Here is a 14268-nt window from a genome sequence, read left to right as displayed (position 1 = left end):
TGCCACACACCTGCCGCACACCGCGTGCATCGCCGGAGGCCGGGTACTCGGGCGGCTCCCCGCCCCAGCGGACCGAAGGAGCCGAAGTGAGCACTTCAACCGGCAGCAGGATCGTGGTCACGGGCGCCACCGGCAACGTGGGAACCAGCGTGGTGCGCCTTCTCTCGGAGGATCCGGAGGTCGGCTCCGTACGGGGCCTGGCCCGGCGGATCCCGGACTGGTCGCTCCCGCGAACGGAGTGGTCCGCGGTCGACCTGTCATCGGAACAGACCGATCTGGTCGAGGAGTTCACGGGCGCCGACGCGGTGATCCACCTGGCGTGGGCGTTCCAGCCGACGCACGACCCCGCGGCGACCTGGCGCACCAACGTCCTCGGCTCGATCCGGGTGTTCGAGGCGGTGGCGGCGGCCAAGGTGCCGACGCTGGTGCACGCGTCGTCCGTGGGCGCCTACTCCCCCGGCCCGAAGGACCACGCGGTCGACGAGTCGTGGCCGACGCACGGCTGGCCGGACGCCGCGTACTGCCGGGAGAAGGCGTATCTGGAGCGCGCCCTGGACACCTTCGAGCGCGACCACCCCGCCGTCCGGGTCGTACGGATGCGCCCGGCGTTCCTCTTCAAGCGGGAGTCGGCGAGTGAGCAGCGCCGTATCTTCGGCGGCCGCTTCCTGCCGGGCCAGCTGGCCCGGCCCGACCTGCTGCCCTTCCTGCCCGACATCCCCGGCCTGCGCGTGCAGGCGCTGCACACCGACGACGCCGCCAAGGCCTACGCGCTGGCGGTGCGCTCGGACGTGCGGGGCGCCTTCAACCTGGCGGCCGAGCCGACGGTCGACGCCGAGCTGCTGGCCGGGATGCTCGACGCCCGTCCCGTACGGCTGCCGCGCACCGCGGCCCGCTCGGCGATCGCGGCCGCGTGGGGCCTGCATCTGCTGCCCGCGTCCCCGCATCTGTTCGACGCGGTCCTGCGGCTGCCGCTGATGGACTGCACGCGTGCGCGTACGGAACTCGGCTGGCATCCGGAGCACACCGCGACCGAGGTCCTGGAGGAGTTCCTGCACGGGATGCAGCAGGGTGCGGGGGCACGGACGGAGCCGATGAAGGGCCGCAAGGTGGGCTGAGACCCGGCGGGCCCACGAGTCGGCCGCCGGCCGGCGCTCAGCCGGAGGACTCCTCGGCTCCCGGGTGCTCGGGGTGCACGGTGTCCGACCGCTGCTCCCCCTGCCGGCCGGTCCCCGCCTCGTCGGTGTCCGGGACGTCCTCGGACTCGTCGGTGCCGGGCTCCCCGCCCGGGACGGTGGCGACCTCCCAGGGGTCCTCGCCCTCGCCCGCCTGCTGGTCCGGCAGGTCCCGCGGGACGGGGTCCCCGTTCTCGCCCGGTCCTTCGTTGCGGTGGTCCACGGCATCCTCCCTGGCGTGTTGCTGGCGGGAGCGCGAGTACCTCCGCGCAGCTCGGCGAAACGTCAGTGCGGTGCGCGCTCCTCCAGGGCGGTCCGCCAGGCCGGTGCCGGGCCCTCGGGAGCCGGTTCGGGGCGCCGGCCGCCGCGGGCGAAGAAGTCGGCGAGCGGGAGGATGGCCGCGCCGACGGTGACCGCGTCGGGCCCGAGGCGACCGAGGTCGACGGTGACCTTCCCGGCCGGGTACCGCAGCGCGTACGCCGTCGCGTGGCGCCGTACGGCGGGCAGGAACCGGTCGCCGAGCTGGAGCCCGGCCCAGCCGCCGACGATGATCCGCTCGGGCTGGAAGAGGTTGATCAGGTCGGACAGGCCGGCGCCCAGATACTCGGCGGTCTCCTCCAGGACGGCGAGCGCCACGGGGTCGGCCGGGGTGCCCTCGGCCGGGTGGGCGGCGGTGAGCATGGCGGTCAGCGCGGTCTCCTCGTCGGTGCCCTCGGGCGGGCGGCCGCCCGCCTCCCGCCAGCGCTCCAGCAGCGACTCGGCACCCGCGTAGGCCTCCAGGCAGCCGAGGGCCCCGCAGCGGCAGCGGCGCCCCCTGACCCGTACGGTCAGATGCCCCCACTCGACCGCCCGGCCGTGTTCCACCTCGGGCGTCACCAGACAGGCGCCGACACCGGAGCCGAAGAGGACCACGACGGCGCTGCGGGCACCGCGCCCCCCGCCGAACCACATCTCGGCCTGGCCGAGGGTCTTGGCGCCGTTGTCGATGAAGTACCGGACGCTGCCGGGCAGCGGGGAGCCGGTGCGCAGCAGTGCCTCCAGCGGGACGGCGTCCCAGCCGATGGTCTGTCCGTGCACGACGGCCCCGCTCTCGGGGGTGTGGGCGACGATGCCGGGCACTCCGATGCCGACGCCGAGCAGCGCTTCGGGCTCGACGGCGGCGCTGGCGAGCACTTCGGTGATGCCGTCGCGGATGTGCCCGACGATGGCCTCGACGTCGTAGCCGTGCTGGGTCAACGGGCGTTCGGCGCGCGCGAGTTCGGTGAGGGTGAGGTCGAACAGCTCGACGCGCACCCGGGTCTCGCCGACGTCGACGCCGATCATGTGGCCGCTGCCGGGCGCCACCCGCAGCAGGGTGCGGGGGCGTCCGCCGTCGGAGTCGACGCTTCCCGCCTCCTCCAGCAGGCCGTCGGCCACCAGGTCGGCGACGACGTTGCTGACGGAGCCGGAGCTGAGCCCGGTGACGGGCCCGAGTTCGAAGCGGCTGAGGGGTCCGTCGAAGTAGAGGCGCTGCAGTACGGCCGTGCGGTTGGCGCGTCTGAGATCGCGTACGGTGCGTCTGTTCAAGGGAGTTCAGGCTCCTGTGACCCGGGCGAGGGCCTCGATCTCGTCGAGGGCGGCGACGAGTTCCGGGGCCACCGCCGACTGGACCCAGCGTTCCTTCTCGTCGTCGACCGCCCGCGGGACTGTCTCGGTGAGCATGATCAGGTAGAGGTAGGCACGGTACAGGGCGAGGCGCACCCGGGCCGTGACGTCGAACTCGGCCTGCCCGCCCGCCTCCCGGTACCCCGCGAGGAACGCCTCGTCCTTCTTGATGTCCCCGAGCAGCGCCAGGGAGGCGAAGTCGGCGAGGGGGTCGCCCCAGAACATCCGCTCCCCGTCGATGAGCCCGCCGATGCGCGGCTCCCCGCCGGCCGGGCGGTGCAGCAGGATGTTCCCGTCCCACAGGTCGAAGTGGACCAGCGCGGGGACCGTGACCTCGTCGAGAGCGGGATATCCGGCCCGGAGCGTGCCCTCCACCTCCTCGACGGAGCGGGGAAGTCGCGCCCCGTAGTCCCGGGCGTCGTCCAGGATGGCCTCGATCATGGCGGTGAACGCGGTCCGCCAGTCACGGGCGAGCGGGCCGAGGGCTCGGGAGGGATAGCCGAAGCCCGGCCCGGTCACCGTGTGCAGCCGGGCCACCTGACGGCCCAACTCCCTTCGCAGCGGCCCCCGTTCGGCTTCGGACACCGACCGGTCCCAGGGGTCGCCGGGACAGGCCGTCATCAGCAGATGGGGTACGAGGGTGTGGTTGCCGACGGCCACCACGTGGGGTGCCGTGACCTCGGCCACGGCGGCTCCGCGGTAGAACTCCGCCTCGGAGACGAGGAGTTCACGCTCGTAGCGCAGGCCCGGAACGGTGGTCGCGGGCGGGACCTTGAGGACGTACCGGGTGCCGTCGGTGAGGAGGAGCTCCTCGACGGTGTTGTAGGTTCCGCCGCTCAGAGGCCGGACCCCGGCAAGGCGGCCGGGGTCGAGGCCCGCGTCCTCCAGCACCTGCCGAGCCCATTCCCAGGAGTCCACCAACGTCCCGCCCCCTTCTCTCCGCTCGGCAGCCGTCCGGTCGGCGTCGGGCGTGTGTTCCCGGAACAGGGTACGGAACGCGTCCCGCGCACCGGGGGCCATTCGCGGGCCTACGCGCTCGGGGTGCTCACCACGGGCGTCCGGCCCCCCGCCGACTCCCCTCCGTGAGCCGTCCCCTCCGGCGCGCCGAAGCGGGCCAGCGTGTGCCACACCATCTTCAGGTGCTGGAGTTCGTAGCGGCCCGTCCTCGCGGCGTCGCCGATGATGCGCGGGTCGACCAGTCCGTCCTCGGCGATGCTCGCGCCCAGGTCGGCGTACTCCTGCCCGCGGTAGTCGGCGTGGCGGTGCAGTTCGGCGACGGTGATCCGGTGGCCGGGGTGCCACTCGACGGGGACGGGCAGCAGGTGTGCCGCCGCCTCGACCGGCGTGTTCCGGTAGCTCGCGTCCAGGACGAGGGCCGCCACATCGCGGGCCAGGTCCACGCCGCCGTGCACCTGGGCCTCGATGTAGTCGTCGAGGGCGTCCTGCTGGTCCGCCTCCGCGAGGGCGATCAGGGACATGCCGGCGGCGACGCCGAAGTGGACCGGCTCGGCGGCGGTGTCGGGGTAGCAGAAGGTGGCGCGGGCGAGGGCTTCGCCGGTCAGCCGGAAGTGCGAGGAGCCGAACCGCGGGGCGGCGCCCGCCACTTGACGGCGGAAGTTCAGGGCGCCGTACACGGGCCGCTCGTGCGCGCTCGCGTCGTCGTAGGCGCCGCCGAAGATCCGGCTCTCCCAGCGCCACCGGTCGCCGCCGGGGTGCGCGGTCAGCCCGCCGTTGCTCGTGCCGGTGACGAACTGCGAGTGGTAGACGCCGTCCTGGGCCAGCGCCTCCAGGAGGGGCAGGCCGCGTGCCAGGCGGTCGGGGTGGAAGTTCAGCGTGATGCGCACGTCCGGGGCGACAGCCGGCCCCTCGGACACGGCCGCCACATGGTTCAGCGCCGCCCGCGCTCGTGCCGACCCCACTGGATCCACCGGCGTCACTTCCCCCTGACTCACCCACGACTCACCCCATGATCACCCGGCGAGGAGGGCGCCCGCATGTCATTTGCCGAACTCCGGTCCGGCCGAGAGCACGATCTTGCCGCGGTTGGCACGCTCCTCCAGCCGCTCGTGCGCGGTCCGCGCCTCTTCCAGGGGTACGACGGTCTCGATCGGCACGCGATAGCCGCCGGCGGCCACTCGGTCGGCCAGTTCCCGCAGGTCGGGGCGGGCGTCGTAACCGTGGATCTGGAGGTTGGTGAGCTGGAAGCCGAGGATCGAGGCGTTCTTGGGATAGAAGTCGCGGGTGTCGACGGTGCTCGGTTCCAGGGCGACGTTGGCAAGGGCCACGACCCGGCCGCCGTGGCCCACTTCCCGAAGGCTACGCCCGAATGCCCGGCCGCCGACGGTGTCCAGGACGACGTCGGCGCCCCGGCCGTCGGTGAGCCGGAGCACCTCCTCGACCTCGGCGTCGTCGGGATGGGCGGAGGTGTCGACGGTGACGGCGGCGCCGAACTCCCCCGCCCAGGCGGCCTTCTCGGCCGAGCCTGCGAGGGCGATGACCCGCGCCCCCGCCTCGGCGGCGATCTGCACGGCGGCGGTGCCGACACCGCTCGCCGCCGCCTTCACCAGCACGGTGTCGTCCTTGGAGACCCGGGCGAGGTGCCGCACGCAGTACCAGGCACTGAGCCAGGCGATCGGCAGGGCGGCCGCCCGGGCGAGGTCCACGCCGTCGGGGAGCACGACGACCTGGGTGGCGGACACCGTCGCCAACTCGGCGTAGAAACCTGATGACTTGCCGCCGTCCAGGGCCATGACCCGCTGTCCCGGCGCGAAGCCGGTCACCCCCTCCCCCACCTCCACGACGACCCCGGCGGCCTCGGCACCCGGGATGAGCGGCGGGCGTCCGGCGCGGTGGTAGAGGCCGGCGCGGAGCAGGGCGTCCGCCCGGTTCACCCCGGCCGCGGCGACCCGCATCAGCACCTCTCCAGGGCCGGGCACCGGGTCGGGGACGTCGACCGGCACCAGTACCTCCGGTCCGCCGAACCTGTCGATCCGCACCGCACGCATACCGCACCTGCTCTCTGCCCGGCCACCCGAGCGACTGACACCGATTGAAGAGGTGTCGCAAAGTGGTGCCACCATCCGACACCTCCTCAACCGGTGTCAAGAGGACCGATGCACCGACTCGACACCTCATGAACCGGTGTACGCTCGACGCATGACCGGCAGCCCCGCCCCCGCCGACCCGGCACTCGCGTTCCCGTTCATCGGCGGCCGCCCCTGCCTGGACTTCGCGGCCACCCTCGGCAAACGGCACGCGACGCCGCTGGAGCGACTCCCCGACACCGCGGCCCTCGCGCGCTGGTTCACGGAGGCGGAGCTGGCCACCGACGCGCCCGCGGTGCGGGTCACCGCCCGGGATCTGACGGACGCCCGCCTCCTGCGCGAGTCCGTGTACGGCCTGGTCCGCGCCGCGATGGCCGGCCGGGAAGCCGACCCGGCCGACGTGGAGCGGGTCAACGCGGTCGCCGCCCAACCGGACCTCGCGCCCCAGCTGGGTCCGGTCCGCTGGGCGGCGCGCAGTCCGGCCCGCGCGGCCCTGGCGACGGTGGCACGGGACGCCGTACTCCTGGTGCGGGGCCCGCTCCTGGAGCGGGTCAAGGAGTGCGAGAACCCGGACTGCTCCCTGCTGTTCCTGGACGACTCGCAGGCCCGCCGCCGCCGTTGGTGCTCGATGGACCGCTGCGGCAATCTCGCGAAGATCGCCGGTTACCGGTCCCGCAGCCGGGCAGCCGCCACCCGTTGAGGGTGGGTCCTGAAGGTGGATCCGATGTCTTGGGTGCGGGCCTCGGGGTAGGCGGTGCCGATCCGGCGGGCCGGGCGGGCCTCGCGGAGCCAGGTGGGAGTCTTCCCCCACAATGGGTGCACTCCTCGCGGACAGCCACCGTCCGCACGGAGTGCACCGAACGCTTATGTGGAAGAGGAACACACTGAGGATGCGAGATGTACGTGAGTTGAGGGTGTCCCTGGTGCGCTCTGTGAAGCGGCGCCGGGACCCCGTGGTCGTGCAGACGCTGCGGTCGGCGGCCGCGGCGACGATCGCGTACGTGATCGCGCTGCGGCTCAGCCCCGAGGCGGCCCCGCTCACCGCGCCCCTGACCGCGTTGCTCGTCGTCCAGGTCACCCTGTACTCCACGCTCACCACCGGCGTCCGCCGCGTGAACTCGGTGGTGACCGGCGTTCTCGTCGCCATCGCCTTCAGTCTGCTGGTGGGTCTGACCTGGTGGAGCCTGGGCCTGCTCATCGTGGCCTCGCTGGTGGTAGGACGGCTGGTGCGGGTCGAGGAGTTCGTGCCCGAGGTGGCGATCAGCGCGATGCTGGTGCTCGGGGTGACGACGGTCGGGGACACCGCCTGGGCGCGCGTGGTGGAGACGCTGATCGGCGCGGTCGTCGGCCTCGCCTGCAATCTGCTGCTCGCTCCCCCGGTGTGGGTGGACGAGGCGGGCGAGTCGATCGAGGGGCTGGCCCGCCGGCTGCGGAAGCTGATGCTGCGGATGGGAGAGGAGGCCGCGGGCCGTACCCCCGTGGAGCTGGCGACGGCCCGGCTGTACGAGGCGCGCGAGCTCGACCACGACATCGTCGAGGTGGACGCGGCCCTCCGGCAGGCCGAGGACAGTCTCAAACTGAACCCCAGGGTGAAGGAGGGCCTGCTGCACCGGGTGGTGCTGCGTACCGGCCTGGACACCCTGGAGATCTGCACGGTCGTGCTGCGGGTCCTCGCGCGCACCCTCACCGACCTCGCGAAGGAACGCGACCCCCTCGCCGACGAGCCGTACCCGGTCGACGAGGAACCGGCTCCCGAGCCGCTGTTCGGGCCGGAGACCGGTCGGGCCGTGGAGCAGCTGCTGTCCGAGATCGGTGATGCGGTGGTCAGCTTCGCGGTCCTGGTCACCACTCACGTCAGTGTGAGCGCCGAGTCCGCCGAGGCCCGGCTCACCGCCGAGCTGCGCCAGGCCACGACGACCCGCGACAAAATGGCCCAGCTCCTGCTGGAGGAGGTTCAGCGCGACTCCCGCCACTGGCAGCTGCACGGGGCGGTTCTCACCGAGGTCAACCGCATCCTCGACGAGCTGGACACCGAGCACCGCTCCCGCCGTCTGCTGGAGGAGCTGGACCGTGCCTCCCGTGAGCAGCGCGAGCGGATGCCGCACCTGACCCGGCTGCAGGAACGCTGGCGCCGGAACCGCCCGGCCCTCTCCCGTCGTTCAAGGTGACACAGGCACAACGGACCATCACAGGGGGCGGCCGATGACCGACACGGGCGTACGGATCGACGGGAACACACTGCGGCTGCCGGGCGGTGCGGCGGTGCGTTTCGTCCGCACCCTGCGGCTGCCCGAGACGGGCACCCATCCGCTGCCGCCGGGGCTCGGCGAGTTCCCGGTGCGCCGCGTCTCCGACTACCCGGACACCGTGCCTGAGCAGTGGCGGGCCCGAGGTGGGGTGATGCTGCCGGTGTATCTGCGGGAGGCCATGTGGCTGAGCTTCGGGGGCACCACCGAGCCCGCCGCGCTCCAGGTCGGGGTGGGCAAGGTGTGCGCGGTCTCCGGGAAACCGTGGAGCGACCGCCTCGCCCGTGATCCGCAGAACTACGTGGTCCTGCCCCGCCAGCCGTGGCTGGACGGCATCAACTCCGGCAAGGGGACGGTCCGCCAGTTCGTCGCGGTGCCGCTCGGTCTCGGCGCGACCGTCGAGGGGCAGGTCACCGGCGAGGAGGTCTGGGGCGGCGTACAGCTGCAGTCCTTCCCGCTGGCCGAGGAGCGGCTGGCCGAGTGGCGGGAGGCACAGCGGCGGCTACAGTCGGTGAGCAGGCCCGCCATGAGCTACGGCGCCGCCGTACCCATGGCGATGGCCGCGCCCGCCGCTCCGGCGGGGGGCCCGCCCAGCGCCCCGTCGATGGGACTCGGCGTCGGCGGTTCCATGCGCCAGGAGGTCTACCGGGACGACCGGCCGCTGTCGGACTGGGCGGACACACCGGCCGGGCGGGTCTTCGTGCACCTGGTGACACCGCCCGAGTGGCGCCGCATCACCGGCGAGGCTCCCCCGCCGTCGCCCGTGGACCGCGCGGCATACACCGCTGCGGGGCTGCCCTGGTTCGACTACTACGACCAGGACGCGGAGGACCTCGCCCCGACGGACCCGCTGGAGGGCGTGAAGCCGGTCGGTGACTGGCTCGGGGACGATCACGAGCCCTGGCAGCCGCCGGGATCGCACCAGGTCAAGAAGCTGGGGGACGCGCCGGGCAAGCCGGTGGAGGACGGCGACTGGTAGCGGGCGGCCGGGCTCGGGTTGCACCGGCCGGGCGATCCGGGTGAAGGTGGCTGTCCAGGCCGAGACGACCGATCACCAGGGGTGCGCAGGAATGGGCAGTGCGAACGGCGGCTGGAGCAGGCGCCGGTTCGTCGGCGCCCTCGCGGGAGCGGGCTCGGGCCTCGTCGGCTGCTCGACGTCGTCCAAACCGTCGTCGGCAGCGGCGCCCTCGCAGGCTCCCGGCTCCCCCGGGACCGTCTCACCGAGCCCGGCGAAAACGCCGTCCGCTGCGGCCCCGACCGGTCTCCGCCCCCTCTACCTCGGCACCTACACCTCCGCCGAGGGCGGCGGCACCGGCATCGGCGTCGCCGCCTACGACGCCGGGAGCGGCCGGGTCACCGGCAAGGGCACGATCACCGGTGTCACCAACCCGTCGTATCTCGCACCGCACCCCGACGGCCGCACGCTGTACGCGGTCGCCGAGCAGGACGCCGGTGCCGTGACCGCCGTACGCCTGTCCGACCGCAAGGTCCTGGGGAGCCGGAGCACCGGTGGGGCGGGGCCGTGTCATCTGTCGGTGCATCCGGGCGGGCGCTGGCTGCTCAGCGCGAACTACGGCTCCGGCAGTGTGGCCGTGCATCCGATCGACTCCTCGGGAGCCCTCGGTGGACTCAGGGACTCGATCACGCACTCCAGTCCGGCGCCGGGGCCCGGCCAGGAAGGACCGCACGCCCACCAGTTCCTCACCGGTCCCGACGGGAACCATGTGCTCTCCGTCGACCTGGGCACCGACACCGTCTACAGCTATCGCCTGAACGAACGCACCGGCGCCCTCACGGAGGTCTCGCGGGCGCAGACCCGGCCGGGTGCCGGACCGCGCCATCTCACCTTCCATCCCGGGGGCCGGTACGCCTATCTGGCCAACGAGGTCGACAACACGGTGGCGGTCTGCGCCTACGACCCCGGGAGCGGCCGTCTCTCCGTCGGGGCGCCGCAGTCCACGGGGACGGGTTCGGGCACGAACTACCCGGCGCAGTTCCTGGTCACCGCGAACGGCTCGTACGCCTATCTCGCAAACCGGGGCCACAACAGCCTCACGCGGTACGCGGTGGAGGCGGACGGCGCCCGGCTGCGGCTGCTCGACACCGTGCCGGTGGACGGCGACTTCCCGCGCCAGATCGCGTTCTCCCCGGACGGCGGGCTGCTGTTCGCGGCGAATCAGAGGTCCGGCACCGTCAGCGTCTTCCACGTGGACACGGCGAGCGGTGCTCTGCGTCTCGCAGGCAAGCCGTTCGCCTCACCCGTCGCCGTCTGTGCGCTGCCGCTGTAGGGCACGCGGGCAGGACGCCGCGCTCGCCCGGGTCAGCAGGGCGTGCATGCGCTCCGTCAGCTGGGCCACGTCGTCGGCGGGCGCGTGGAAGGGCAGACGTACGTCGCCGTGGGCGCGGGCGCGCTCGACGCGCAGGGTCAGTCCGTGCCGGTCGACGGCGAGGGGCTGGACGCGGACCACGCCGTGCAGCGTGTCCGGATCGACGAGCCGGGTGAGCCGTTCGACGGCGTCCGGGTGGCAGTCGGCGAGGTGGGTGAGCAGCCGGGCCTCGGCCGTGGCGAGCGGGTCGGGCTCGGCGGCGGCGAACTCGTCGAGGTCGACGACCACGGCGCCGGAGGGGCGGCGCAGCACGACGCGCGTGGCCTTGAGCTCCAGCCGGCGGTCCCCTGGGAGGAACCAGCCGGCGATCCACAACCGGGTGCGGATACGGCTGCGCACGGGGACGGGTGCCACGTCGGCGAACTCCAGGACGGCGGACGGCTCCCCGCGGGGCGCGCAGATCGCGGCCGCGATCAGGGTGCTGTCCTCGGGCACGTCCAGCGTCACCCGCCCGTCCTCGGTGACGGTGTGCGCGCCGACCAACTCCTCGCGGCCGCCCTCGGCGGTCACCGCGCAGGACCACGAGGCGGCCAGCACCGACCGGGCGTGTTCCGCCGCGGACGGCGCGGCCGTCCACGTCTGGCTGTCACCCATCGCTTCCTCCTTAGGTAAGGCTTGCCTAACCTAGCGAAGATCGGCGATGAAGCCAACCCGGGACAGATGACGGACGTGCGAATTCCGGTCAGGGCCTGAGAACACCCAGCAGTGCCCGTGCGCACAGGTCGCGCACCTGCTCCCGGGACAGGTCCGCGCCCCGCAGCCACTCCAGGCAGACGGCCGTGGTGAAGGCCAGCCAGCCGCGGACGGCCAGCTGAAGGTCGGGGCGCTCCTTCGCCGGCTCACCGAACTCCGGGTCCGCCGCAAGCGCCGCGAGGATCTGCCGCTCCTGTGCGGCCAGCGCCCGCTGATAGACCCGGCGCACGGCCTGGTCCCCGGCGGCGTCGGCGCGATGGAAGGCCCGGAAGCCGTGCGCGTGGGCGTGGACGTATTGCAGATAGGTGTCCAGCCCCGCCGTCAGCTGCTCGCGGACCGGGACGCCGGGCACAGCCGCGGTCATGGCCAGCATGCGCTCGCTCTCGCGCTCGACGACCGCGGCGAAGAAGTCCCGCTTCGTCGGGAAGTAGTGGTAGAGCAACCCCCGCGAGACGCCGGCGATCTCGGCGACCTGCTCGATCCACACGTCGTCGTACGGGCTCTCCGAGAAGAGCCTCGCCCCCACCGAAAGGAGCTGCTCCCGGCGCTCCTCGGTGCTGAGCCTGCGGCGCGTGCGCCCGCCCTGCTTCCCGGCCATGCCCGCACTTTACTTGACGCCGGTTCAACAACGGGATCAGACTGAGGCGCGTTATTGAACCCACGTACAACGCGCTCAACTGCCGCTGGATCGAAGGAGATCTCGTCATGGCGGAGACGACGGACACGCGGCCGACGGGATTTCGCAGTGCCGAGCTGGGCTGGCCGGAGCTGGACCGCATTCCGCATCCGCCGCGTCGGCTCCCCCTGCTCGGTGACGTGCTGGGCGTCAACCGGGCCACCCCGCTCCAGGACTCGCTGCGCTTCGCCCGCCGGTTGGGGCCGATCTACCGGCGCAAGGCGTTCAACCGAGAGTTCGTGTTCGTCTGGGGCGCCGAGCTGGTCGCGGACCTGGCGGACGAGTCGCGGTTCGCCAAACACGTGGGCCTCGGGGTGGCCAATCTGCGGCCGGTCGCCGGCGACGGGCTGTTCACCGCCTACAACCACGAGCCCAACTGGCAGCTGGCGCACGACATTCTGGCACCGGGCTTCAGCCGGGAGGCGATGGAGGCCTACCACCCGATCATGCTGGCCGTCGCCGGGCGGCTCACGGACCACTGGGACCACGAGCAGGCTGCGGGCCGGTCGGTCGACGTGCCCGGGGACATGACCAAGCTGACCCTGGAGACCATCGCGCGCACCGGGTTCGGCCATGACTTCGGCTCCTTCGAGCGGGACCGGCCGCATCCCTTCGTGACGGCCATGGTGGGCACCCTGACCTATGCGCAGCGCCTCAACTCCGTGCCCTTCCCGGCTCTGCTACGGCGTGCCGCGCGGCGCAACGCGGACGACATCGCCTACCTCAACCGCATGGTCGACGACCTGGTCCGGGCCCGGCGCGCGGCGGCCGGGGACGGTGACCTGCTGGACCGGATGCTGGAGACGGCCCATCCGGAGACCGGTGAGCGACTGTCGCCTCAGAACGTCCGCCGGCAGGTCATCACCTTCCTGGTGGCCGGCCACGAGACCACGTCGGGCGCGCTCTCCTTCGCCCTGCACTACCTCTCCCGCCACCCCGAGGTCGCGGCTCGCGCACGTGCCGAGGTGGACCGGGTCTGGGGCTCCACCGACATGCCGGGGTACGACCAGGTGGCGAAGCTGCGGTATGTGCGCCGGGTGCTGGACGAGTCGCTGCGGCTGTGGCCGACGGCGCCCGCGTTCGCCCGGGAGGCCGTCGAGGACACCGTGCTGGCCGGACAGCACCCGATGCGGCGGGGTGCGTGGACGCTGGTGCTCACGCCGATGCTGCAGCGCGATCCCGAGGTGTGGGGCGCCGACGCCGAGCGGTTCGATCCGGACCGCTTCGACCCCAAGGCCGTACGCGCGCGTCCCCCGCATGTCTTCAAGCCGTTCGGCACCGGGGCCCGGGCCTGCATAGGGCGGCAGTTCGCGCTCCACGAGGCCACGCTGGTGCTCGGTCTGCTGCTGCGCCGCTACGAGCTGCGGGCCGACCCCGGCTACCGGCTCAGCGTGACCGAGCGGCTGACGCTGATGCCGGAGGGGCTGCGGCTGCACCTGGAACGGCGGACGGGCGGTGGTGCTACGGCCGCCCCCGTGGCGGAATCCGACGAGGACCGGGCCGCCTCGGAGTCACGCTGCCCAGTGTCCGGGGCGGGTGACTGACTCCGGCAGCCGGGTCCCGGCGCTGCCCCGGGCCGCGTTCACTTGCGGCTGGGTGAGGAAGAACGCGCCGGTCAGGTCCGCGTCCGTGAGGTCGGCGTCGCGCAGGTCGGCCCCGATCAGATCCGCGCCGCGCAGGTCGGCGCCGGTGAGGTCGGCCGCGATGAGGTAGGCGCCGCGGAGACTGGCCCCGCGCAGGTCGGCGCCCTTGAGCCGGGCGCCCATCAGGTCGGCGCCCCGGCGGTTCTTCTTCTTGCCGCCGATCCCTGCCCGGACGAGGTCACTGGTCCGCAGGAGGAGGACGTTGACCTCCTGCCGGTGCGCGGGGACGTCCAGTGCGGCGAGTTCCTCGGCGGTGCCCCGGGTGAGCGCCTCGGTCCGCTCCAGCATGCGGCGCAGGTCGGCGTGGACCGGGCGGGCGGCGGGCAGGGTGAGCGCCTCGGTGAGGTACCAGAGCAGTTCGTGGAGCTGGCGCACGACCGGGAAGACGTCGAACATCCGGCGGGCGTCCTCACGCGGGGCCTGACGCCAGTCCCGGCCGCCGAAGGTGACCTGCGAGACCTTCTGCCCGGCGCCGAAGCAGTCGTAGACCGTGCATCCGGTGAAGCCCTCGTCCCTCAGCCTCGCGTGGATACCGCACCGGTGGTCGTCACGCAGATTGGTGCAGGGCTTGCCGGCCGGCTTGTCGCGGGCGAAGTCGGCGGAGGCGGTGAAGGGCAGGGCGACACAGCACAGGCCGAAGCACCGCGCGCAGTCACCGCTGAGGTCGATCAACTGTTCTTGCATCACGGAAAGCCTAACGGCCCCCGCCGGCCGTCCCGTCTGACGGGAACTCACCGATGGCCTTCCGGCGATGTGGGGGTCT

General features: G+C 72.9%; 14 protein-coding genes. 6 read left to right on the top strand and 8 right to left on the bottom strand.

The window, feature by feature from the left end; genetic code table 11:
- The first annotated feature begins 86 nt into the window (after window positions 1-86).
- A complete protein-coding gene (locus ACIRP7_RS06470) occupies window positions 87-1115 on the top strand; it encodes an SDR family oxidoreductase (RefSeq protein ID WP_393597393.1) in 1029 nt (342 codons plus the stop codon).
- A 37-nt stretch (window positions 1116-1152) separates the two neighbouring features.
- Here ACIRP7_RS06470 and ACIRP7_RS06465 read toward each other — a convergent pair whose 3' ends face one another.
- From ACIRP7_RS06465 to ACIRP7_RS06445, 5 genes are all read right to left on the bottom strand, one after another.
- On the bottom strand, window positions 1153-1395 hold the full coding sequence (locus ACIRP7_RS06465; protein ID WP_403654668.1) for a hypothetical protein: 243 nt from the start codon (window positions 1393-1395) through the stop codon (window positions 1153-1155).
- A 62-nt stretch (window positions 1396-1457) separates the two neighbouring features.
- Window positions 1458-2738, bottom strand: a complete 1281-nt coding sequence (locus tag ACIRP7_RS06460; RefSeq protein WP_403654666.1) for an ROK family protein — start codon at window positions 2736-2738, stop codon at window positions 1458-1460.
- A 6-nt stretch (window positions 2739-2744) separates the two neighbouring features.
- Window positions 2745-3737: a phosphotransferase family protein gene (locus ACIRP7_RS06455; RefSeq protein ID WP_403654664.1), complete on the bottom strand. Its 993-nt coding sequence runs from the start codon at window positions 3735-3737 to the stop codon at window positions 2745-2747.
- Between the two features lie 107 nt (window positions 3738-3844).
- On the bottom strand, window positions 3845-4699 hold the full coding sequence (locus ACIRP7_RS06450; protein ID WP_403655130.1) for a DUF3626 domain-containing protein: 855 nt from the start codon (window positions 4697-4699) through the stop codon (window positions 3845-3847).
- A 114-nt stretch (window positions 4700-4813) separates the two neighbouring features.
- Complete coding sequence (locus ACIRP7_RS06445; RefSeq protein WP_403654662.1) at window positions 4814-5821, bottom strand: zinc-binding alcohol dehydrogenase family protein; 1008 nt, start codon at window positions 5819-5821, stop codon at window positions 4814-4816.
- A gap of 151 nt (window positions 5822-5972) precedes the next feature.
- On the opposite strand from ACIRP7_RS06445, the gene ACIRP7_RS06440 reads away from it, so the two are divergent.
- The 4 genes from ACIRP7_RS06440 (at window position 5973) to ACIRP7_RS06425 (ending at window position 10394) form a co-directional block, all read left to right on the top strand.
- Window positions 5973-6560 carry a CGNR zinc finger domain-containing protein gene (locus ACIRP7_RS06440; RefSeq protein WP_403654660.1) on the top strand — a complete coding sequence of 196 codons (588 nt, stop codon included), beginning with the start codon at window positions 5973-5975 and terminating at the stop codon, window positions 6558-6560.
- Window positions 6561-6750: 190 nt separating this feature from the next.
- Window positions 6751-8028 carry an aromatic acid exporter family protein gene (locus ACIRP7_RS06435; RefSeq protein ID WP_403654658.1) on the top strand — a complete coding sequence of 426 codons (1278 nt, stop codon included), beginning with the start codon at window positions 6751-6753 and terminating at the stop codon, window positions 8026-8028.
- Between the two features lie 34 nt (window positions 8029-8062).
- Window positions 8063-9085, top strand: a complete 1023-nt coding sequence (locus tag ACIRP7_RS06430) for a hypothetical protein (protein ID WP_403654656.1) — start codon at window positions 8063-8065, stop codon at window positions 9083-9085.
- A gap of 91 nt (window positions 9086-9176) precedes the next feature.
- Window positions 9177-10394, top strand: coding sequence for a beta-propeller fold lactonase family protein (locus ACIRP7_RS06425; RefSeq protein ID WP_403654654.1), 1218 nt, complete (start codon window positions 9177-9179; stop codon window positions 10392-10394).
- Here the strand turns inward: ACIRP7_RS06425 and ACIRP7_RS06420 are convergent.
- Together ACIRP7_RS06420 and ACIRP7_RS06415 are read right to left on the bottom strand one after the other, a co-directional pair.
- The gene (locus ACIRP7_RS06420; RefSeq protein WP_403654652.1) at window positions 10362-11087 is read right to left on the bottom strand and encodes a DUF2470 domain-containing protein; all 726 of its coding nucleotides are present in this window, start codon (window positions 11085-11087) and stop codon (window positions 10362-10364) included. The genes ACIRP7_RS06425 and ACIRP7_RS06420 overlap by 33 nt on opposite strands.
- A gap of 88 nt (window positions 11088-11175) precedes the next feature.
- A complete protein-coding gene (locus ACIRP7_RS06415; protein WP_403654650.1) occupies window positions 11176-11784 on the bottom strand; it encodes a TetR/AcrR family transcriptional regulator in 609 nt (202 codons plus the stop codon).
- A gap of 107 nt (window positions 11785-11891) precedes the next feature.
- Here ACIRP7_RS06415 and ACIRP7_RS06410 point away from each other — a divergent pair, with 107 nt between their 5' ends.
- Entirely contained in the window at window positions 11892-13406 is a 1515-nt protein-coding gene (locus ACIRP7_RS06410; protein WP_403654648.1) for a cytochrome P450, read from the top strand.
- On the opposite strand, the gene ACIRP7_RS06405 is transcribed toward ACIRP7_RS06410, so the two are convergent.
- The gene (locus ACIRP7_RS06405; RefSeq protein ID WP_403654646.1) at window positions 13374-14189 is read right to left on the bottom strand and encodes a pentapeptide repeat-containing protein; all 816 of its coding nucleotides are present in this window, start codon (window positions 14187-14189) and stop codon (window positions 13374-13376) included. The two genes, ACIRP7_RS06410 and ACIRP7_RS06405, sit on opposite strands and share 33 nt — an antisense overlap.
- Window positions 14190-14268: the final 79 nt, after the last annotated feature.

This window comes from Streptomyces sp. NPDC102270 (assembly GCF_044766405.1).
Lineage (GTDB): Bacteria > Actinomycetota > Actinomycetes > Streptomycetales > Streptomycetaceae > Streptomyces.
This window is presented reverse-complemented; position numbering and strand designations above follow the sequence as displayed.